Origin of the sequence: Sphingobacterium sp. ML3W, from assembly GCF_000747525.1 — a bacterium.
Classification (GTDB): domain Bacteria; phylum Bacteroidota; class Bacteroidia; order Sphingobacteriales; family Sphingobacteriaceae; genus Sphingobacterium.
On the sequence record NZ_CP009278.1, the window covers coordinates 1,300,092 to 1,320,271 of the forward strand.

The window sequence follows — 20,180 nt, forward strand, 5'->3', positions numbered from 1 at the left end:
AAAATGAAAAATACTTATATAAAAATTAGCACATTATTGGTTTTAGTTACAGTAGCTAATCTACAGGTTAGTTACGCTAAACCCAATTCCTTAAATATAGCTTGTGCCTTACCCATAGACAGCATTCCGCTAGCTCGTTTAGATGTAGATGAATTCAAAGATTTGGTCGCATCAGGTGCAATAGTTTTGGATACGCGTTCAACAGGAGAATTTGCAGCAGGTCATGTACCAAATTCTATTTATGTAGGATGGAATGGACCATTTAAAGCTTGGGTATCAAAAGTATTTCCGAATAAGGATCAATCACTTGTTTTGATTTCTGATCAAGCAGGGCTTGCTCAGGTAACTGCTACACTTTTAGAATTGGGCTATAGCCATGTTTTAGGATATCTTGCTGAAGGGGTTGAAGCTTATAAACTTGAAAATAAACTTGATTCGATTGTCGAAGTTTCCGCAAAAGCTTATTATGATTTATCAACCTCAGGTCAAATAATAGACGTTAGATCCGAAAAAGAGTTTATAAATGAGCATATTGACAATGCGATGAATTTTCCCTTAAAAGATTTGTATAACTTTAATGTTGATATACCTCATGATAAAAATTATTATGTTCAATGTCTTTCCGGATATCGCAGTATGATTGCCATATCCATATTAAAAGCAAAGGGTGTTGAAAATGTAATTAATGTCCAAGGAGGGTATCAAGCATTGAAAAAAATAAAGGAGGATAAATAATGGCTACATTCGATGAGATAATTAAATCTAATGAGGTTGTATTGGTAGACTTTTTCGCAACTTGGTGTGGTCCATGTCAGACGATGGCGCCAATTTTACAAGATGTAAAAGAGTTTTATGATGAAGGTTTGTCAATTATTAAAATTGACGTGGACAAAAACCCTAAGATTGCTTCTATCTATAAGGTTAGTGGAGTTCCGACATTCGTATTGTTCAAAAATGGTGAACAAATATGGAGGCAAAGTGGAATGATTACTAAAGCTGATCTGCATAAACTTATTGATTCACACAAATAACAAAGGAGATGTTTAAACATCTCCTTTTATTCTGAATGAAATTTTGTCAATTCGATTGCCATCCATATCCAGCACTTCGAATTCTATATTTTTATAATTAACCTGCTCGCCTTCAAGAGGTACATGGTCAAGTAGTAAAAAGACCAATCCACCCAATGTGGTGATGTTATTTATTTCATCTTCATCCTCTTCAGAAAGGCCTATTTCAAACTTTTCTAAAAAATCATCCAACTGGTATTGTCCATCTGCAATATATGAGCCATCCTCACGCTTTCTAATACGTGGCCTATCCTTCGATTGATCTTCAGGAAGATTACCAACAAGGTCCGAGAGAATATCTCGAAGCGTAATAATCCCTTGTGGAGACCCATATTCATCAATAACAATTGCTTGATGAATATGCGAAGCCCTAAGAGCGGTTAAAATACTATAAGCAGAACTATGCTCATTTACAAACTTTATCGGTTCTACCAATTGATTCAGATCGATAGGTTTTTCTTTCAAGTATTGCGATAGTAATTTTTTGACATGTACCACACCTATGATGTTATCTAAGTTCCCTTTGCAAACAGGATACATCGTATGTTCGGTATTCATGATAATATGACGATTTTCCTCGAAGCTATCTTCTAAATCCAAGAAAGCGATATTGCTCCTATGCGTCATCAGATTCATAGCCTTTTTATCACCTAGGCTTAAAAGACGGTCTACAATGTCATGTTCGATTCCTTCAATAGCTCCACTGTCCACTCCTTCATCTACCAAAGCTTTGATTTCTTCCTCAGTTACTGCATTGTGTGTTATTTTAATATTCAATAATTTGACGATAAAGTCTGTTGCAATACTGAGCAGCCATACAAATGGACGAACAATTTTGCTCAGAAGATTCATTGGGTAAGCAATGATCATCGCATATTTTTCGGGAATAGACATACCAATTCTTTTCGGCACGAGTTCTCCTAGTACCAATGAAAAGAAAGTAATAATGAACACCACGATTATAACAGAAAGTTGTTCGCTATAGGGTGCTAATAAAGGTATTTGACTAAATATTTCCTTAAGGTAAACGGCAACACTTCCCCCGCTAAAGAAACCCGTTAGAATACCGATTAATGTTATCCCGATTTGGACGGTTGATAAAAAGTTATTAGGAGATTCTTTGAGGGCCAGGGCTATTTTTGCAGCCGGATTGTTTTTGTCAGATTCTGCTTGTAATCTCGCTTTTCTGCTGGAAACGATAGCAATTTCGGATGCCGATAATACTCCGTTAAGGATAATAAGAGCTAATATAATAAGTACTTCTGTGAGCATGTTTTTTTTCTACTTAGGCTAAATATAGTGATTTTTAGGAAGTTTAACCGTAAAAAAAATAAGAGGCTTTGTTTTAAGCACATTAACGCTCTTGGGGAAACAAAAAAGGCTTCTAATTTAGAAGCCTTTTTTGTGTTTATAAACCGCTATCATCTAGCATAAAGGTGTTTTTCTTTGTTTTCCATTTTCCTGATGTGAAATCAGGGAATTCAACAGTTTTATTACCTTGTTTGATTGATTCAGTAGATAATGGGAATACGGCACTCATTGTAACAGAGTCATACACATCAAAAGGAGTTTGTTTTCCTAATTTAGTCGCTTGGATGAAGGAGTTGAATACAAACCAATCCATGCCACCGTGTCCAGAACCCGTTGCTAACTCTTCATACTTTTTCCAGATAGGGTGGTCGTATTTATCTACCCATTCTTTTGCTGGATCCCAAGTATGTGGTTTTGATTTTCCTTCAATATGGATACCTTGAGCCACATCCATCCAGATACCTTCTGTACCCTGTACACGGAAACCGATTGAGTAAGGTCTTGGTAAATGCGTATCGTGTGTCAATAAAATCGTTTCACCATTTTGACATTGAATCATAGTTTGGGTGATATCTCCATTTTTATAATTCAATTTTGCATTCGGGTGGCCTGGAGATTGTTTTTCTACGTAAGATGCCAAACCTCTAGCTTTACTTGAGTAAGAAGTTAAATGTGTAAAACGATTTCCTGCATTGATGTCAATAAAAGGAAGGATAGGACCTAAACCATGTGTAGGGTATAAATCACCGTCTTGTTCAACATTATATTTTGTACGCCATTGCGCTTCCGAAATTGTTTGCGGACCAAACTCAACACCTTTTCCGTAATAGCTTTTACCATCATTGAAAAGTACTTCGCGTAAATCATGTTGGTAACCACCTTCTAAATGAAGTAATTCACCAAATAAGCCTTGACGGTGCATATTTAGAACAGCAAGGACATCACGACGGTAAGCAACATTCTCTAAAGTCATGTAAGGCTTTCCTGTTTCTTCAGACGCTTTTACAACATCCCAGTGGTCCTGTACTGTTAAACCTGCTATTACTTCGCAACCAACATATAATCCAGCTTTCATAGAATCAATTGCTTGATCTTTATGAAATTCCCATGGCGTAGCAATGATGACAGCATCAAGTTTTTCTTTGCTTAGCATTTTTTTGTAAGCATCGATACCACCAGTATATTCTTTAGGAAGTTTAGTTCCTTTTTTATCAAATTGCTTGCGGCACTGTGATAAAGACTCTTCTTGTGTGTCGCAAATTGCAACAATTTCTACATCTTCACGATTTAATGCGATAGCAACATGGTTACGCCCCCTAAGACCCACACCTATAAATGCTAATCTTACCTTACCACCTTTTGCAAATAAATCTGTACTGGAAAGGATACCCAATCCAGCAGTTGTAAGTGCTGTAGATTTTATGAAATTTCTTCTGTCCATAATTTTTGTACTTTATAATCAGGGTATTAAATTGCCCCGTTTAATTACTTTATGAGTTTAGTGCGATATAACTTAATTCGCTATTAAACAAATATATAAAAATGGTAATAGAAACTTAACATGCAAACGTTTGTCTAAAATGAAAAAAAAGAACAAACGTTTGTGTTGATATTTAATTAGCACTTTTCACAACTATTTGGGATATTGCAATCCAGTTAAAAACTTAATTATTTATAGTTAGTATAATTTTTAATGTCAAATTCGAATCAAATAAATGGTCTGAGAGCTGCAACTGCGTTTTCTTTAGGTGAAGATATCATTAGTGTAGATGCTTTTGGTTCAGGACATATCAACGATACATATCGTGTAACAACAAAAAATACAATTGGTAAATCCTTTCTGTTACAAAGGATTAATCATCATATTTTTCAAAATGTGGAAGGGCTTATGCTAAATATTAAGCATGTGACCGACCATTTAAAAACAAAAATTGCCCATTTGCCGGTTGAAATTCAAGAATCGAAGGTGCTAACCATTATTCCCACAAAATCCAATGATTTATATTTTTTGGATGAGGATGGAAATTATTGGCGTATGTTTATTCTTATAGATGGTACAAAAAGCTACGATGTTGTTGAAACAACAACGCAAGCCTCTGAAGGGGGAAAAGCATTTGGTGATTTTCAATTAAAGTTGGCAGATTTAGATGCCACTAAAATTGTTGAAGTATTGCCTAATTTTCATAATATCCAGTTTCGATTGGATAATTTGAAACGTGCAATTGCTGCAGACTCACAGGGACGGGTTAAGGAAGTCACAGAAATTTTAGACTTCATATTTACGAGAGAAGAACGGATGAAAACGATCCTTACTCTTGCGTCCAAAGGAGAACTTCCGTTGCGTATTACGCATAACGATACTAAATTTAACAATGTGCTGTTAGATCAAAATGATCAGGCGCAATGTGTAATTGATTTAGATACGGTTATGCCAGGATATGTGGCTTATGATTTTGGTGATGCCATCAGAACGATTATCAATCCGGTAGAGGAGGATGAAAAAGACCTGGCTAAGATTGTATTGAATATACCTTTGTATGCGGCTTATGCTGAAGGTTATTTAAATGAAGCTAAGGAGTTTTTGACCGATGTAGAAGTGGAATCTTTGTTAGAAGGGGTATTTTTGCTGCCTTATATGCAAGCGGTACGTTTTTTAACCGATTACCTAGAGGGAGATCATTATTTTAAAACAAAGTATGATGACCATAACCTTGTTAGAACAAAAACACAACTTAAACTAGTTGAGGAAATGGAAAAACAGGAAGAGGAGCTGAAGACAGCTATCAGCAATGTTCTACAAGATTAACTAAATAAAGAGAGCAGCATTTACCTCTGCTCTCTTTTTGTTTATATTTAGTATTATTGTATATGACAAAATCAATCAGTATTCGATCGGTCGATCATCAGGATAATTTAAGAAGCTATCAATCATTAAATGGGTTGTTATCATCAGTCTCTTGGAATAATATAGAGGTTGCCAATTGGAAAGAGGATTATCCTTATTTCCCGCAAGCCAAGTTTAAAATAGCTTATGATGATAGGGGAGTTATTATTCAGTATGAAATAGAAGAAGAGGTCATAAAAGCCCAATATCATCGCCATAATGATAATATTTGGGAAGACAGCTGTGTAGAATTCTTTGTTTCTTTTGACAGCAAAAACCACTACTACAACTTTGAGTTTAACCCTATAGGTGCAGGCTTGATTGGCTATGGTACAAATAATAAGGCTGAGCGCTCTAGATTGACCGAAGAGGAGATAGACGTCGTAGAAGTTTTTACATGTATTGAACGGGGTCATTTAGCGTCAAAATGGAGTATGATTCAATATATACCCTTTGAAGCTTTTATACACGATAAAATTACGTCTGCATTTTTGAAAGAAAATACGATTTTCGCTAATTTTTATAAATGTGGGGATCATTTACCTCATCCACATTTTTTATCTTGGAATAAAATAAATCATCCAACTCCAAATTTTCATTTACCCGAATTCTTTGGTGAATTAGTATTTGAATAAGAGTTGGATGACTCTTATTCAAGTTATTTATAGCTACTTTCTTTCTTGAATTTTTTCACAAGCAAGGCGTATACCAGTGCCCTGTACTTGTTTCGATTTGATTTTCCCATCTGATTTAGGACTTCTTCAATTGCTGCGTCCAACTTCGCGTTGTCAGGTAAGCCTAATTTTTTGATTAGAAAATTAGATTTCAATCTCTTGATTTCTTCGGGGTCGGAGGCGGCGATGGTTTCAGCGTCCGCTTTGTAGATGGAGGGCCCTAATCCTTTCGTAACCGACTCGATGAGCGAGTCTTCCAAAGGTAAATTTAGTTTTTTTGCTTCTGCAATATATGCAGCGATTTTTTCATCTAATTTGCTCATAATGTGGTGATGTTAAAATTTACGGTTTCTAATTCATGTTCAAATTAAACAATATTCCTCAAATAAGAAACAAAAATTATCTTTTTTAATGCGAAATTACCTATCTTTGCAGTAGGCGTGGAGGATAAAAAATAAATAACTTATTTAGAATATTTGTTACGGAATATTCTTGCAAATAAGGTTTTAATAAATTATCTTTGCACCTCAATTATTGAATATACGTAATCATAAGATAAAAATGAAAAAAGATTTGCATCCTTCAAATTACAGATTAGTTGTGTTTAAAGATATGTCAAATGACTATTCTTTCATCACAAAATCATGTGTTGATACAAAAGAGACAATCACTTGGGAAGATGGTAATGAATATCCGGTTGTGAAACTAGAGATTTCTCATACTTCACACCCTTTCTATACTGGTAAAATGAAATTGGTTGATACGGCTGGTCGTATTGATAAATTCCGTAGCCGTTATAACAAAAAATAATTTTTGTTATCCTAAGGATGTCACAATATTAAAACTCGATAATGCTCATTATCGAGTTTTTTTTGTTATTTTTATAGGGTGATAGTTGTATTATTTGATCAATCTACAGAGTCATGTTATCTGCAAGGTTTTAATGGATCCAAAAATCTATTTAACGCAGAGACTTTGTGGCCATTTACTTGTGTAAAACCCACTGCCTTACTTCGTGTGGGCATTTTATCTTTATTGGATAAATGGGAACGGGCATTAGATGCCGATTTTTTATATGACTCCATATGGAGCAAATTGACGATCGACGAACAGATTGTATTATCCTCAGATAAAGCTGACAGACTTTATTTCGTTTCTGCCAATATCATTCCTTCCGAATCTTTTATTGAAAAATTAGCATCGCTGTCTAAGGGTCAATCTCTTCAATCTGGCGAAGATTTGCTCGCGCTAAGAGTAGATTTTGAAAACCCCTCCAATGGACTGGTGGAAAAAGTGCCCTATGGGCAAGATCTGAATCGTTTACAGTTCATCGAAGATCTGTATTTAAACATTGGTGCGGAAATTTCAAAAGATTATGAAGACTTATGTCGGGAGCGTCTCTCCGAAGCCTACTCAGACAGTAATACGGTTTTGGGTGATCAGCTTTATGTAGGAAAATCTGTTGAGATGGAATGCGTAACTTTAAATACGAAGACAGGACCGATCTATATTGATGAAGGTGCCAATATTATGGAAGGAGCTCATCTAAGAGGGCCTTTATATATTGGCCGAAATGCAGTCGTCAAAATGGGGGCAACGATCTATGGGAATGTTTCTATAGGTGAGGGGGCTGTTGTGGGAGGAGAAGTCGCAAATTCGAGTATAGGTGACTTTAGTGCAAAGGGACATTATGGGTATTTAGGCTGTTCGGTTATCGGTGATTGGTGCAATCTAGGAGCTGGAACAACAAATTCAAATTTGAAAAATAACCTATCGTCGGTTCAACTGTTTGATTATAGTTTGGGTACTGTGCGAGATACCGGGTTGATGAAATGCGGATTGTTTATGGGCGACTTTAGTCGATCGGGTATACAGTCTGTTTTTAATACAGGAACGGTGGTAGGTATGGGCTGTATGTTATCTGAAACAGATTTTTATCCAAAATTTGTTCCTTCATTTAGCTGGCTCTATCAGAAAGGAAAACAAGCATATCAAATTCAAAAGTTTGTTTCTGATTTAGAAGTTGTATTTTTATCAAAAAATAGGAAATTAGACGAAAAGCTAATTGAAAGAATTATAGAAATTAATCAATCAACATTTAAAAACTAAACTATTATGCGTAAAAAAATTGTAGCAGGAAATTGGAAAATGAATTTGGATTATCAAGATGGAATTAGCTTATTCTCTGAAGTAGTGAATATGGCTAAGGATGAAATCGTTGGTGATCAACAATTGATTGTTTGTAGCCCATTCATTCATTTACATAGTATTGCACAATTGGCAAAAACAGCATCTCATGTTGCCGTTGGTGCTCAAAATATTCACCAAGCTGAATCAGGAGCTTATACAGGTGAAATTTCTGCAAGTCAAATTAAATCTATCGGTGTTGAGTATGCTATTTTAGGGCATTCAGAACGTAGAGCTTATTTCGGAGAAACAAATGCGATCTTAAGCGAGAAGGTAGATGCTGCATTGAAGCATGGTCTGTTACCGATTTTTTGTATTGGTGAGACAAAAGAAGAAAGAGAGTCTGGAAAGTTTTTTGACGTTATAAAAACACAATTAGAAGAAGCTGTGTTTCACCTGTCAAAAGAAGAGTTCTCAAAAGTAATCTTGGCTTATGAACCTGTGTGGGCAATTGGTACTGGTTTAACGGCTTCTCCTGAACAAGCTCAAGAAGTACATGCATTTATCCGTGCAACTGTTTCGGCGCACTACGGACAAGCTATTGCAGATGCAACGAGTATTCTATACGGTGGTAGCTGTAACCCTAAAAATGCAGGTGAGCTATTTGCTCAAGCTGATATTGATGGTGGCTTAATTGGTGGTGCATCTCTAAAATCAAGAGATTTCTTAGACATTGCTAAAGTTTTTAATAAGTAAAAATCTATTATGAAATACAGTGAGGTAATATTCACAAGAATAGCAGGAGAAGAGTGGCAACAGGATCTGTTTATTGCCGAGCTAGCTGATATAGGTTTTGATACTTTTGAAGATAGAGAATCGGGGTTTGCAGGGTTCATACCTACTGCAAACCTTGATCTTCAAGCTTTGGAAACAGTTATCTTGAAACAAAAAGATGGTTTTGAGGTTCGCTATGCGGTGAAAGACATTGAAGAACAGAATTGGAATAAGCTATGGGAAAGTAATTTTAATCCTATAATGATCGATGATCAGTGTTACGTTAGAGCTACTTTCCATGATCCCAAACCAGAAATACCACATGAAATCGTTATTGACCCCAAAATGTCCTTTGGAACAGGACATCATCAAACGACGACAATGATGCTTCGCTATATTCTTGAAAATGAATTTCAAGGCAAGGAAGTGTTGGATATGGGGTGTGGTACAGGTATATTAGCTATATTAGCAGCGCAGAAAAAAGCAAAAGAAATATTTGCGGTGGATTTTGACGATGTTTGTGTTGCAAGTGTCGAGGAAAACAAAGTCCTGAACAACATCACAAATATTGAAGCAAAATTAGGATCTTATGAAACTATTGTTGGACGCGAGTTCGATGCCATTTTGGCCAACATTAATCGTAATATTCTAATGGAACAATTTCCTCAATATAGCAAGTCTTTACGATTAAATGGGGAGTTGTATATTAGTGGATTTTTCGAAGGAGAAGATTTATCAATTTTGAAAGAACGTGCAGAATCCATCGGTTTTGAACTTATTTCTAATAAAATTTTGGACAATTGGTGTTCTGCTAAATTCGTGAAAGTAAAATAATAATATGCGCATACATTTCATTGCGATAGGAGGAAGTATCATGCACAACCTTGCGATCTCTCTGGAGAGGCAAGGTCATCAGGTTTCAGGGTCTGATGATCAAATTGTAGAACCTTCCCGTAGCCACCTTATTGATGCAGGTTTACTACCTGAACAATTAGGATGGTTTGAAGAAAAAATTACGGATGATATAGATGCTGTTATTTTAGGGGCTCATGCTCTTGTGAATAATCCAGAACTATTAAAGGCCCAAGAATTGGACCTCAAGATCTATTCATTTCCGGAGTTTATTCAAGAGCTTTCTCAAGATAAGACACGTGTAGTCATTGCCGGTAGTTATGGGAAAACCACAATTATGAGCATGATTATGCATGTGTTAAAAACTTTTGAAAGACCTTTTGATTATTTAGTGGGTGCGCAGTTGGAGGGTTTTGATAATTTAATCGAAATAACAAAGACAAATAAGATTATTTTAATTGAAGGCGATGAAAATGTAGCTTCCAGTTTGAGTAGCAAGTCAAAATTTATGTTTTACAAACCTAATATTGCACTTATTAGTGGCATTAATTGGAATGAATACAGTACTACGATAACCTTTGATAACTACTTAAAACAATTTGAAGATTTTATCAATACCATAGAATCAAAAGGGACATTGATCTATAATAAAGAAGATAAATACATTCAGAAAATCATCAATGATACAAAATCCTGTAAAATTAATCGACATGGTTATCAAATACCTGAATATACGATAAATAAGGGAACAACATTTATAAAAGCTACTAAAGGTGATATCCCATTACAGGTTTTTGGAAAATATAACCTGTCGAATATTGCTGGTGCATATACCGTATGTGAGTGGCTTGGGATTAAGAAAGATGATTTTTTTGAAGCCATTAAGACTTTCAAGAGTTCCATCCGTTATTTGGAGTTTGTAGCAAGTTTTGAAGGTTCCGTGGTGTACCAAGACTTTGATCATACACCCAAAAAGCTGAAGGCAAGTATTCATGCAATCAAAGAGCAATTTCCAAGTCAAAAATTGGTTGCTATCATTGAATTGAACGCTTACGACAGTCTGGATGAGAAGTTTGTCAACCAGTATAAGGATACGATGAACGAAGCTGATCTCCCTGTTGTATTTGTCAATATGGAGTCAATTAAAGAGGTTAATAAGTGTACGACACATTTGCTAGAAGATATTAGAATCGCCTTTAATCGGTCAGATTTGGACATTGTAACGAATATAAAAGACCTGTACGAATTCCTTGAGAATTTTAAATCAAAAGGCAATAATTTATTGCTGATGAGTTCGGGCAATTACAGTGGGGTTAATTTGACCGAACTCGCGGATCATTTTTTTAAGAATTATTAATAAAGTTGCGTAAGCTATTTGATTGGGAATTATTTTATATTATATTTGTTTTGTAAATAAAAAAATCTACCAAATGAATGCATTAGGAAAAAAAATCAGATTACTGCGCCATCAAAAAGGATGGAGCCAAGAAGATGTAGCGAAAAGACTAGATATTTCTATTCCAGCTTTTTCAAAAATTGAAACAGGAATTACAGATGTTAATCTTTCTCGTTTAAACCAGATTTCAAAATTATTTAATTTGTCAGTAGTTCAACTATTATCGACTTCCGATATGGAAGAAGATAAAGAAGCGTTGAATGAGTTGGCTGAATTAACTAAAAAAGTGCAGATGCGTGAGACCGAAGTTATTGACTTGCAAAAGAAAGTAATCGATCTTTACGAGCAATTACACAAAAAATAAGGTTTATTCACCTTTGGGATAATTAAAGGCTTGCAGATCATCTCTGCAAGCCTTCTTACTTTTTGATTGACAACGTTAAGTTGTTTTTCTATACGTGGGATTGATTTACGTTAAAAGTCGTCTTCGTCTCCGAAATCGTCAAATCCACCAATAGAATCAATGTCCTCTAAATTAAAGTCATCTTCTAAGATGTCGTCAGAATCATCATCAGGTCCATTAAATGAACCAAATTTCTCATCATCTACTACAGTCATAGATTCACTTTTCATCATTGCCGTGTTCATAAAAATATACTTTATTTTTGCTTATTTAATAATGTAAAATTATGTAACAAAATTCGAACTTTAAACTTTTTTTTAAAAAAAATAATCAACGTAAAATGTTGATTATTAATATTGTTAAGGTATTTGTATATGAAATAAAAAATGACTATTGTCGTTATTCGACCACCTCGCCAATCTCATTCTCTACAGTTACGATATCTTTTAGTTGCGGTAAGTCTCGTACACCATTTATTCCGAAGTGATTCATAAATTGTGCGCTTGTGCTGTACAATAATGGTTTTCCAATTGAATCAGCCTTCCCAGCAATTTGAATCAGCTTCTTCTCTAAAAGACGTTGAATCGTATAATCACAGCTGACACCCCTTATTTGTTCAACTTCCAATTTGGTAATAGGTTGTCTATAGGCAATGATAGCCAAAGTTTCGAGCGCTGCTTGGCTGAGCTTTTTCTTGTCACGATGAATCTGCAATTGATTGATTGTATCATGATAAATAGCTTTTGTCAAAAATTGGTAGGCATTATTAATGACCTTTAATTCCAATACCTCATCCTCACTTGCATGTTTCTCAACAACTTTATCGATTAAGTTTTGCAATTCCTCTTTAGAAATTTCAATCGCTAACGCTTCTTGAAGCACATGCTTAATGTCCTGCAATGCAATTCCGTCTTCCGAAGCATATATAATAGCTTCTATGTTGCGTATAATATCCTTCACCGATTAATAATTGATAACTTGTTCAACCATATGTTCAGGAAGTTCGCGAAACTCATAACGTTGCGTTCTAAGTTGCGGTTCAAAACCAGCTTCTTTTATTGCTTGTTGAATTGAATTAGCCGTAAATCGATGTGGGGCACCAGCTGCAGAAACAACATTTTCCTCAATCATAATCGAACCAAAATCATTAGCCCCAGCATGTAGACATAGTTGAGCAGTTCTTTTTCCAACGGTCAACCAAGAAGCTTGAATATTCTTGATATTAGGAAGCATGATTCTACTTAAAGCTATCATACGGATATATTCTTCCCCAGTCACATCATTTGTAATTCCTCGGAGTCTTTTTAATAAAGTACCATCATCTTGAAATGGCCAAGGAATAAATGCCGTAAAACCGAAGTGTCCTTCTGGCTTCTCAGCTTGCACTTCTCTTACCCAAACAAAGTGTTCAAAACGCTCTTCGATAGTTTCGATATGGCCAAACATCATGGTCGCAGAAGTAGGAAGATCTATTTGATGTGCTGCACGCATAACATCTAACCATTCTTTACCACCACATTTTCCTTTTGAAATCAAACGTCTTACGCGATCGTTTAAGATTTCAGCTCCAGCACCAGGTAGTGAATCCAAGCCAGCTTCTTTCATTGCTGTTAAAACTTCAATGTGGGACAAGTTCTCTAATTTAGCGACATGGGCTATTTCCGGAGGGCCTAAGGAATGTAGTTTCAGCGTAGGGTAAAGGTCTTTTAATTGCTTGAAAAGATCGGTATAGAACGCCAAACCTAGATCTGGATGATGTCCACCCTGTAACAATAATTGATCTCCACCATATAAGAAGGTTTCCTCAATTTTTTGTTTATAGGTTTCAATATCTGTGATGTAACTATCCTCATGACCAGGGCGACGAAAGAAATTACAGAATTTACAGTTTGCAATACACACATTTGTAGTATTTACATTACGGTCGATTTGCCAAGTAACTTTACCATGTGGCACTTGTATCTTGCGTAATTCATTAGCAACATAAGTTAAGTCTGCCGTAGCTGCATGATGATATAAATACATGCCTTCTTCTTTGGTTAAGAACTCAAATTTTAAGGCTTTTTCTAATAAATTGTTTACATTCATTAAGAACAAATATAAGCACCTTTTGCATTATATTTATTGATTGGCTGTAAGTTTTCAGTAATAGTGATCGGAATAATCAAAAAGTCTCTGTCTTTTTTACGATAACGCTCGTTTACCTAAGTTAACGATTTTTATTTAGCTTATTTTCTTACGAATCATGAATAGCAAAATAGGCTATGAGCTACTCATGATTCGGGACTCATTTTTCCAATTTTAAACGGTTAAGTAGAACAATACAAAATCTGTTAGACTATTTTTATGTTCCAATTTTTGTATTTTTACAGAGATGATAGGATTCAAGAAAGTAGTAACTATTCTTATTTTAATTATAAATAGTTACGGTGTTTATGCTCAGGACTTTGCTGATGTTTATGAGAAGTTGCAACAGTCTAAGATATTGAACGATCATTTTTTTGGTTTCTCACTCTATGATTTGGATGAAAATCAATTTCTGGTCGATGTGAACGGGCATAAATATTTTACACCAGCTTCTAACACTAAGATTTTCACACTTTATACTGCATTAGAAATGCTTGGCGATTCTATACCAGGTATTCAGTACATTGAAAAAGGAGATTCGCTTTTGTTTTGGGGAACTGGTGATCCTACATTTTTACATAGTAAAATGGATTCCCATATTGTATACAACTTTTTGAAAAACTCAAATAAGAAGCTTTTTTATGTACCAACCAAGATGCAGAATAAGTTTTTTGCAGCGGGTTGGGCCATGGATGATTTTGATGCCTATTACCAACCAGAGATTGCCACACTTCCCATTTACGGGAATGTAGTTACCTTTCGAGGTACCGCTAATAATCAAATGCGTGTAGTCCCTACTCATTTTCAAGATATGCTGCACACTGAAGAATCGCTTGATAAAGGTAAATTTTCAATGAGTAGGTCGTTTACTGAAAATAGATTTTTAAAATCGAGAGAAACGGTGCCGAATAAATATGTCAACGAAGTCCCTTTTAAATCCTCAGCATCTTTAGTGGTTAAATTATTGTCAGATACATTGGGGAAAATGGTAGAGATTATAGACTATAATAAGCCAGTTACGGTAAAAACAATTTATTCCAATGCTACAAGCTATGTTCTGCGCGAAATGATGCTACCCAGCGATAATTATTTGGCGGAACAAATCCTGATGATGGCCTCCCTGCAAAAGTTTGAAAAATTTGATACGTATCTAGTTCGAGATTGGATGAAGCAAAATTATTATAAGCGTTTTGCTGATGAAGTTGTCTTGCATGATGGTTCAGGTCTGTCGTGCTATAATAAAGTCACACCTAAAAGTATGATTGAGCTTTTGATAGCTGTGAAACAAAAAGTTCCAGATGAATCGAATCGGTTTAAGCTGTTTTCAGCAGGAGGTGTCGATGGAACGTTGAAAAGGGCATATAGCACAGACAGAGGTGTCCCATTTGTATTCGCGAAGTCGGGTACGATCACTTCTGTTTATTGTCAGAGTGGATATCTCATCACCAGATCAGGTAAGAAGCTGGCCTTCTCGTTCTTAAATAATAATTTTATCGACGAAAAGAACAGTGAAATACGCCAGGAAATGGTCGCTATCATGACCTATATAAGACAAAATTATTAATATTTCAATTTGCAAAGCTTAATTCTTACTTTTATTTTTCTAAACCTTGAATATGTCGATTGTACAAAAAAACAATAAAAAATTAATTCGTTCATGGGCGATGTTCGATTGGGCCAACTCGGCCTATAATTTGGTGATTACATCGACAATTTTTCCAGTTTATTATACAACGATTACCAATACAAAAGAGCATGGGGATGTGGTTCACTTTTTTGGGATAGAATTCGTCAATACCGCCCTCTCCAATTTTGCATTAGCGATTGCTTATTTGTTGATGGCATTGACGTTACCATTCATTTCTTCCTATGCCGATGCAAATGGCAAGAAAAAGCAAATCATGAAATTATTTACCGTGATTGGCGCTATTGCCTGTATGGGATTATTCTTCTTTAAGTTAGAAACATTAGAAATAGGCATTATCTGCTTTGTGATAGCTGCTATGGGCTATATTGGGGGCGTTCTTTTTAACAATTCGTATCTCCCACTTATCGCAACCGTCGATCAGCAAGATAAAGTCAGTGCACAGGGTTTTTCATATGGTTATGTTGGCTGTGTTACCCTACAGATTTTATGCTTTATAATTGTATTGAAACCCGAATGGTTTGGTATATCCGATCCATCTCTACCCGCAAGGATATCATTTTTAATGGTTGGTCTTTGGTGGTTAGGATTTTCTCTTATTCCTTTTAAGTATCTTCCCAATATTCCAGCAACAAGTAAAGGATTGGGATTGTCTTTATTGGGAAAAGTAAAGTCTGAGATCCTATCGGTATGGGGACATATTCAGCATATAGCAGAGATAAAAAAGTTTTTACCAGCCTATTTTTTTTACAGTATAGGGGTTCAAACTCTGATGATCGTAGCATCAGCTTTTGGAGAAAAGATATTACACTTGGGAGCTACGAAATTGATCGGTACGATTCTGCTCATTCAACTGGTTGCGATTGCGGGGGCCTATCTGATGTCAGCACTGTCCGCGCGGATTGGCAATATTAAAGTATTGATGTTGGTGGTCGTTATCTGGATTGGAATCTGCGTTTCGGCATATTTTCTAAAAACCGAGTTGCAATTTTACATATTAGCGGCCTTAGTTGGATTGGTAATGGGAGGTATTCAATCACTTTCGAGATCGACATTTTCAAAATTGATTCCTGAAGATATACAAGACACCACCGCTTTTTTCTCGTTTTACGATGTAACAGAGAAATTAGCAATTGTAGTGGGGTTATTCTCATTTGCGTTGATCGAACAAATCACGCATAACATCAGATATTCGGCATTATCCTTATCTTTATTTTTTGTAATTGGATTGTTACTGTTAATGCGTCTATTGAGGTACAATAAATCCTAATTTTAAATTTTAGAAAAATAAAATATGAAAGTTGAACTTTTTGTTCCTTGTTTTATCGATCAATTGTATCCGGAAACGGCTTTTAATACCATACGATTGTTAGAGAAAGCAGGATGTGAAGTTTCTTATAACGCAGCGCAAACTTGTTGTGGACAACCTGCTTACAATGCCGGTTTCTGGGATGACGCAAAAGTCGTAGGTCAGAAATTTTTAAAAGATTTTAGTGCCGAACATTATATTGTATCACCCTCAGCATCTTGCACAGGGATGGTCAAATACAGCTATAATGATTTATTTAAGAGCTCCATCGAGCAGTCACATTGTAAAGCAATACAACGAAATATATTTGAAATTTCCGACTTTTTGGTGAATGTAGCTAAGAAAGATTATTTTGGAGCAGAATTAGAAGGAATTGCTGTTTACCATGATGCTTGTTCTGCATTGCGAGAATGTAAAATAAAAGATGAACCCAGACATCTGTTGAGCAAAGTGCTCGGCTTGGAAATGGTCGAAGTAAAAGATAGTGAAGTTTGTTGTGGATTTGGGGGAACTTTTTCGGTTAAATTTGAAGGAATATCATCAGCAATGGCAGAGCAGAAAGTGCAAAATGCCCTGGATATGAATGCCGATTATATTATTTCGACGGATGCCTCTTGTTTACTTCAATTGCAAGCTTATATCGATCAACATAGATTACCAATCAAGACCATTCATCTTGTCGATGTTTTAACAACTGGTTGGGGAAATATTTAAAAATAGAAACTTAAACTAAATACTAAAATTATGAATTCAAGAAGAGATTTTTTGAAAAACTTAGGATTGACAGCTGCAGGAGTAGCTTTAATGCCAAGCCTAGATTTGTTTGCTGCGCCAAAGAATTGGTTTGATATTTCATTAGCAGAATGGTCATTGCACCAAACATTATTTAAAGGTGATTTGAAAAATATCGACTTCCCTGAGTTAGCAGCTAAAAAGTTCGGAATTTATGGAGTTGAATATGTCAATGCTTTCTTTAAAGATAAAGCACAGGACATGACCTATTTGAAAGACTTAAACAACCGCGCCAAAGACAATGGGGTACGCAACGTGCTTATCATGATTGATGGTGAAGGTAATTTAGGAGACGAAGATCCAGCGAAACGTAAACAAGCTGTTGAAAACCATTATAAATGGATTGATGCAGCTAATTTCTTAGGTTGTCATGCCGTACGTGTAAACGCTGCAGGTAAAGGAACACCAGAAGAAGTGAAAAAGGCAGTTGTAGAAAGTTTATCAACGTTAGCGGATTATGGTAAAAAAGGAAAAATTAGCGTTATCGTTGAAAATCATGGTGGTATTTCATCACACGGTGATTGGTTAGCAGATACGCTAAAGACTGTTGGTAAAAAGAATTGTGGAAGTTTACCTGATTTAGGAAACTTCTATGAGTATGACCGTTATCAAGGGGTTACTGATTTAATGCCGTATGCAAAAGGTGTGAGTGCAAAAACACACGATTTTGATGCAGAGGGTAATGAAACTCAAATTGATTACACACGTATGCTTAAAATCGTTAAAGAAGCTAAGTTTAAAGGTTACATCGGTATCGAATACGAAGGAAGTAAACTGAGTGAAGTAGATGGTATTATCGCATCCAAAAAATTATTAGAGCGTTTGCGCCCTACAATTTAATCTTTTGATGCCAACCATCAACTCTATAATTGTTGATACTACCCCCCTAAACGATGCGCCAGCATAATTTAGGGGGGTATGTTTTATCACCTTCTTGTTTTTCTCCATTCTCCATATCCGTGTGCCAGATTTACTATTCGGTCTGATCTGCCCAAGTTCCAAATTTAAAAGTTCTATTTTCTGATAAAGAAGCTGGCAATCTCTTTTCCTATGAATCGTTATGTTCATCCACTTTCTATGCAGGTTATCGTTCGATGTAGGAATAATTATATGGTTTGATTGGGCATCTGAAATAAATTAGTAATTTGCAGCTCCTTTTTAAAGAACAGTAATCAATATCGTAACAAACCCAAATATGAGTCAGTTAAAAGATGAGGCACTTGCTTCACATTTGCAGGAATTACAAATAGAAAATATTTTAGTCAAGGGACACCCTGCAGGACTATTCGTACTGTTTTTTACCGAGATGTGGGAGCGATTCAGCTACTACGGCATGCGTGCTTTATTGACGATTTTTTTAATCAGTGAGATTACAAATGGAGGGTGGGGGTGGACCAATGCGGAAGCCATGAAATTGTATGGCCTCTATACCGGATTTGTATTTTTCACTCCGCTTATTGGAGGAGTGATAGCAGATCGCTTGACGGGGTATAAAAAAGCAATATTAATAGGGGCTTTTATTATGACGATGGGCCATTTAGCGATGGCATTAGAAGGATTACATGCCAATTTTTTCTTCCTTGGTTTGATTTTGATGATTTTAGGAAATGGACTGTTCAAACCCAATATTGCATCCATGGTAGGTAAGTTATATCCTGATTCCAGTAGTAAGAAGGATGCGGGTTATACTATTTTCTATATGGGTATTAACGGTGGAGCATTTTTAGGAATGATGCTTTGTGGTTATATCGGAGAGAAGGTAGGCTGGCACTTTGGATTCGGTCTGGCGGGTATATTTATGTTTCTAGGCATGTTGCAATTTTATTTTGCTCAAAAAATATTTGGCATCATAGGTGATTCACCTCATGTTGGCGAAGAGATGAAGGTAGTAGAGGCGACTAACCCAAATGAATCAAAAACACCTTCACATGTGACGCGAGACCGTCTCCTAGTCATCGGTATATTTATGTTTGCAAGTATTATCTTCCATTTGGCTTTTGAACAAGCAGGAGGTTCGATGACTATTTTCGCGAAAAATTATACGCAACGGATGCTGGAGGGGCAGAACGCAATAATCTTTAAATGGGTAGATGCAGCATTGACCATATTTCCCATCCTTGTTGTTTCGACTGTTTTATTTGCTTTAGCCAAGAAAATATGGTCCAAGTACCCCTTTATTGTTATTTGTTCAGCTTTATCATTTCTGATCATTTGGATTCTTTGCGGGTGGAAATTATTTCGCGAATACCATGCTTTAAGTTCTGAAATCACAGTCTCCTGGTTTCCTATGTTGAATTCTTTTTTCATCATCACATTAGCCACTTCTTTTAGTCGCATTTGGGAAAAGGTATGGAACCCATCGGGCCCAATTAAATTAGCCTTAGGCCTGGCTATTGTCGGTTTAAGCTTTGCTGTCCTATCTTACGGCAGTTTAACTATTCCACAAGGAGCTAAAACAGCTTCAGTAAGCATGATCTGGCTCGTATTGGCCTATTTCCTACAAACTGTTGGTGAGCTATGCTTATCACCTGTAGGCCTATCTTATGTAAGTAAACTATCTCCTAAAAAAGTGATAGGTCTTTTATTCGGACTCTGGTACTGTGGAAATGCAATTGCCAATTTTATAGGAGGTTTTATAGGTTCTTACATAGATGATATAACGGCTACACATTCTATGTCTTATTTCTTTGGGATGTTTACGGTTGTTTCTTTTATATTTGCCCTAGTTTTGGTTGCATGTAATACTGGTATCAAGAAAATGATGCACGGAATTCATTAATCCATATCTTTTTATTATTTTGTTAAAATTTTATCTT

Annotated in this window: 21 protein-coding genes; 15 read left to right on the plus strand and 6 right to left on the minus strand. The window is 35.8% G+C overall.

What is annotated here, in order from left to right:
* Window positions 1–3 precede the first annotated feature (3 nt).
* Window positions 4–735 carry a rhodanese-like domain-containing protein gene (locus KO02_RS05625; RefSeq protein ID WP_051959767.1) on the plus strand — a complete coding sequence of 244 codons (732 nt, stop codon included), beginning with the start codon at window positions 4–6 and terminating at the stop codon, window positions 733–735.
* Window positions 735–1,031 carry a thioredoxin gene (trxA, locus tag KO02_RS05630; RefSeq protein WP_038696576.1) on the plus strand — a complete coding sequence of 99 codons (297 nt, stop codon included), beginning with the start codon at window positions 735–737 and terminating at the stop codon, window positions 1,029–1,031. Before KO02_RS05625 ends, trxA begins: the two co-directional genes overlap by 1 nt.
* 12 nt (window positions 1,032–1,043) lie before the next feature.
* Here the strand turns inward: trxA and KO02_RS05635 are convergent, their stop codons facing one another.
* Window positions 1,044–2,342 carry a hemolysin family protein gene (locus tag KO02_RS05635; RefSeq protein WP_038696577.1) on the minus strand — a complete coding sequence of 433 codons (1,299 nt, stop codon included), beginning with the start codon at window positions 2,340–2,342 and terminating at the stop codon, window positions 1,044–1,046.
* A gap of 136 nt (window positions 2,343–2,478) precedes the next feature.
* Window positions 2,479–3,822 (minus strand): Gfo/Idh/MocA family protein, encoded by a 1,344-nt coding sequence (locus KO02_RS05640; RefSeq protein ID WP_038696579.1) that lies wholly within the window; start codon window positions 3,820–3,822, stop codon window positions 2,479–2,481.
* A gap of 252 nt (window positions 3,823–4,074) precedes the next feature.
* Here KO02_RS05640 and KO02_RS05645 point away from each other — a divergent pair, with 252 nt between their 5' ends.
* Window positions 4,075–5,187: a phosphotransferase enzyme family protein gene (locus KO02_RS05645; RefSeq protein ID WP_038696581.1), complete on the plus strand. Its 1,113-nt coding sequence runs from the start codon at window positions 4,075–4,077 to the stop codon at window positions 5,185–5,187.
* A 62-nt stretch (window positions 5,188–5,249) separates the two neighbouring features.
* Window positions 5,250–5,900 (plus strand): carbohydrate-binding family 9-like protein, encoded by a 651-nt coding sequence (locus KO02_RS05650; protein WP_038696583.1) that lies wholly within the window; start codon window positions 5,250–5,252, stop codon window positions 5,898–5,900.
* 23 nt (window positions 5,901–5,923) lie between these two features.
* Here the strand turns inward: KO02_RS05650 and KO02_RS05655 are convergent, their stop codons facing one another.
* Window positions 5,924–6,262: a DUF2853 family protein gene (locus KO02_RS05655; protein ID WP_038696586.1), complete on the minus strand. Its 339-nt coding sequence runs from the start codon at window positions 6,260–6,262 to the stop codon at window positions 5,924–5,926.
* Between the two features lie 238 nt (window positions 6,263–6,500).
* On the opposite strand from KO02_RS05655, the gene KO02_RS05660 reads away from it, so the two are divergent.
* The 6 genes from KO02_RS05660 (at window position 6,501) to KO02_RS05685 (ending at window position 11,452) form a co-directional block, all read left to right on the plus strand.
* Window positions 6,501–6,749: a type B 50S ribosomal protein L31 gene (locus KO02_RS05660; RefSeq protein ID WP_021189727.1), complete on the plus strand. Its 249-nt coding sequence runs from the start codon at window positions 6,501–6,503 to the stop codon at window positions 6,747–6,749.
* Window positions 6,750–6,827: 78 nt separating this feature from the next.
* Window positions 6,828–8,048, plus strand: a complete 1,221-nt coding sequence (locus KO02_RS05665) for a putative sugar nucleotidyl transferase (protein WP_051959768.1) — start codon at window positions 6,828–6,830, stop codon at window positions 8,046–8,048.
* Between the two features lie 6 nt (window positions 8,049–8,054).
* Window positions 8,055–8,822: a triose-phosphate isomerase gene (gene tpiA, locus KO02_RS05670; RefSeq protein ID WP_038696590.1), complete on the plus strand. Its 768-nt coding sequence runs from the start codon at window positions 8,055–8,057 to the stop codon at window positions 8,820–8,822.
* Between the two features lie 9 nt (window positions 8,823–8,831).
* A complete protein-coding gene (gene prmA / locus KO02_RS05675; protein ID WP_038696592.1) occupies window positions 8,832–9,674 on the plus strand; it encodes a 50S ribosomal protein L11 methyltransferase in 843 nt (280 codons plus the stop codon).
* Window positions 9,675–9,678: 4 nt separating this feature from the next.
* Entirely contained in the window at window positions 9,679–11,049 is a 1,371-nt protein-coding gene (locus KO02_RS05680) for a Mur ligase family protein (protein ID WP_038696594.1), read from the plus strand.
* A gap of 73 nt (window positions 11,050–11,122) precedes the next feature.
* Complete coding sequence (locus KO02_RS05685) at window positions 11,123–11,452, plus strand: helix-turn-helix domain-containing protein (protein WP_038696596.1); 330 nt, start codon at window positions 11,123–11,125, stop codon at window positions 11,450–11,452.
* A gap of 110 nt (window positions 11,453–11,562) precedes the next feature.
* Here the strand turns inward: KO02_RS05685 and KO02_RS23730 are convergent, their stop codons facing one another.
* The 3 genes from KO02_RS23730 to KO02_RS05695 all read right to left on the minus strand — a co-directional run bounded on the left by KO02_RS23730 (window position 11,563) and on the right by KO02_RS05695 (window position 13,579).
* Entirely contained in the window at window positions 11,563–11,736 is a 174-nt protein-coding gene (locus KO02_RS23730) for a hypothetical protein (protein ID WP_158500266.1), read from the minus strand.
* Window positions 11,737–11,890: 154 nt separating this feature from the next.
* Window positions 11,891–12,451: an SMC-Scp complex subunit ScpB gene (gene scpB / locus KO02_RS05690; RefSeq protein ID WP_038696597.1), complete on the minus strand. Its 561-nt coding sequence runs from the start codon at window positions 12,449–12,451 to the stop codon at window positions 11,891–11,893.
* A gap of 3 nt (window positions 12,452–12,454) precedes the next feature.
* On the minus strand, window positions 12,455–13,579 hold the full coding sequence (locus KO02_RS05695; protein ID WP_038696599.1) for a CofH family radical SAM protein: 1,125 nt from the start codon (window positions 13,577–13,579) through the stop codon (window positions 12,455–12,457).
* Window positions 13,580–13,865: 286 nt separating this feature from the next.
* On the opposite strand from KO02_RS05695, the gene KO02_RS05700 reads away from it, so the two are divergent.
* From KO02_RS05700 to KO02_RS05720, 5 genes are all read left to right on the plus strand, one after another.
* Window positions 13,866–15,182 carry a D-alanyl-D-alanine carboxypeptidase gene (locus KO02_RS05700; protein WP_038696601.1) on the plus strand — a complete coding sequence of 439 codons (1,317 nt, stop codon included), beginning with the start codon at window positions 13,866–13,868 and terminating at the stop codon, window positions 15,180–15,182.
* A 52-nt stretch (window positions 15,183–15,234) separates the two neighbouring features.
* Window positions 15,235–16,533: an MFS transporter gene (locus KO02_RS05705; protein ID WP_038696603.1), complete on the plus strand. Its 1,299-nt coding sequence runs from the start codon at window positions 15,235–15,237 to the stop codon at window positions 16,531–16,533.
* Between the two features lie 24 nt (window positions 16,534–16,557).
* Complete coding sequence (locus KO02_RS05710) at window positions 16,558–17,286, plus strand: (Fe-S)-binding protein (protein ID WP_038696605.1); 729 nt, start codon at window positions 16,558–16,560, stop codon at window positions 17,284–17,286.
* Between the two features lie 30 nt (window positions 17,287–17,316).
* Window positions 17,317–18,204, plus strand: coding sequence for a sugar phosphate isomerase/epimerase family protein (locus KO02_RS05715; RefSeq protein WP_038696607.1), 888 nt, complete (start codon window positions 17,317–17,319; stop codon window positions 18,202–18,204).
* Between the two features lie 355 nt (window positions 18,205–18,559).
* Window positions 18,560–20,143 (plus strand): peptide MFS transporter, encoded by a 1,584-nt coding sequence (locus KO02_RS05720; RefSeq protein ID WP_081918310.1) that lies wholly within the window; start codon window positions 18,560–18,562, stop codon window positions 20,141–20,143.
* The last annotated feature ends 37 nt before the right edge of the window (window positions 20,144–20,180 follow it).

Bases quoted from the DNA above. Each gene is read 5' to 3' on its own strand.
- KO02_RS05625 (WP_051959767.1), top strand. From the start codon at position 4: ATGAAAAATACTTATATAAAAATTAGCACATTATTGGTTTTAGTTACA.
- trxA (WP_038696576.1), top strand. From the start codon at position 735: ATGGCTACATTCGATGAGATAATTAAATCTAATGAGGTTGTATTGGTA.
- KO02_RS05635 (WP_038696577.1), bottom strand. From the start codon at position 2,342: ATGCTCACAGAAGTACTTATTATATTAGCTCTTATTATCCTTAACGGA.
- KO02_RS05640 (WP_038696579.1), bottom strand. From the start codon at position 3,822: ATGGACAGAAGAAATTTCATAAAATCTACAGCACTTACAACTGCTGGA.
- KO02_RS05645 (WP_038696581.1), top strand. From the start codon at position 4,075: ATGTCAAATTCGAATCAAATAAATGGTCTGAGAGCTGCAACTGCGTTT.
- KO02_RS05650 (WP_038696583.1), top strand. From the start codon at position 5,250: ATGACAAAATCAATCAGTATTCGATCGGTCGATCATCAGGATAATTTA.
- KO02_RS05655 (WP_038696586.1), bottom strand. From the start codon at position 6,262: ATGAGCAAATTAGATGAAAAAATCGCTGCATATATTGCAGAAGCAAAA.
- KO02_RS05660 (WP_021189727.1), top strand. From the start codon at position 6,501: ATGAAAAAAGATTTGCATCCTTCAAATTACAGATTAGTTGTGTTTAAA.
- tpiA (WP_038696590.1), top strand. From the start codon at position 8,055: ATGCGTAAAAAAATTGTAGCAGGAAATTGGAAAATGAATTTGGATTAT.
- prmA (WP_038696592.1), top strand. From the start codon at position 8,832: ATGAAATACAGTGAGGTAATATTCACAAGAATAGCAGGAGAAGAGTGG.
- KO02_RS05680 (WP_038696594.1), top strand. From the start codon at position 9,679: ATGCGCATACATTTCATTGCGATAGGAGGAAGTATCATGCACAACCTT.
- KO02_RS05685 (WP_038696596.1), top strand. From the start codon at position 11,123: ATGAATGCATTAGGAAAAAAAATCAGATTACTGCGCCATCAAAAAGGA.
- KO02_RS23730 (WP_158500266.1), bottom strand. From the start codon at position 11,736: ATGAACACGGCAATGATGAAAAGTGAATCTATGACTGTAGTAGATGAT.
- KO02_RS05695 (WP_038696599.1), bottom strand. From the start codon at position 13,579: ATGAATGTAAACAATTTATTAGAAAAAGCCTTAAAATTTGAGTTCTTA.
- KO02_RS05700 (WP_038696601.1), top strand. From the start codon at position 13,866: ATGATAGGATTCAAGAAAGTAGTAACTATTCTTATTTTAATTATAAAT.
- KO02_RS05705 (WP_038696603.1), top strand. From the start codon at position 15,235: ATGTCGATTGTACAAAAAAACAATAAAAAATTAATTCGTTCATGGGCG.
- KO02_RS05710 (WP_038696605.1), top strand. From the start codon at position 16,558: ATGAAAGTTGAACTTTTTGTTCCTTGTTTTATCGATCAATTGTATCCG.
- KO02_RS05715 (WP_038696607.1), top strand. From the start codon at position 17,317: ATGAATTCAAGAAGAGATTTTTTGAAAAACTTAGGATTGACAGCTGCA.
- KO02_RS05720 (WP_081918310.1), top strand. From the start codon at position 18,560: ATGAGTCAGTTAAAAGATGAGGCACTTGCTTCACATTTGCAGGAATTA.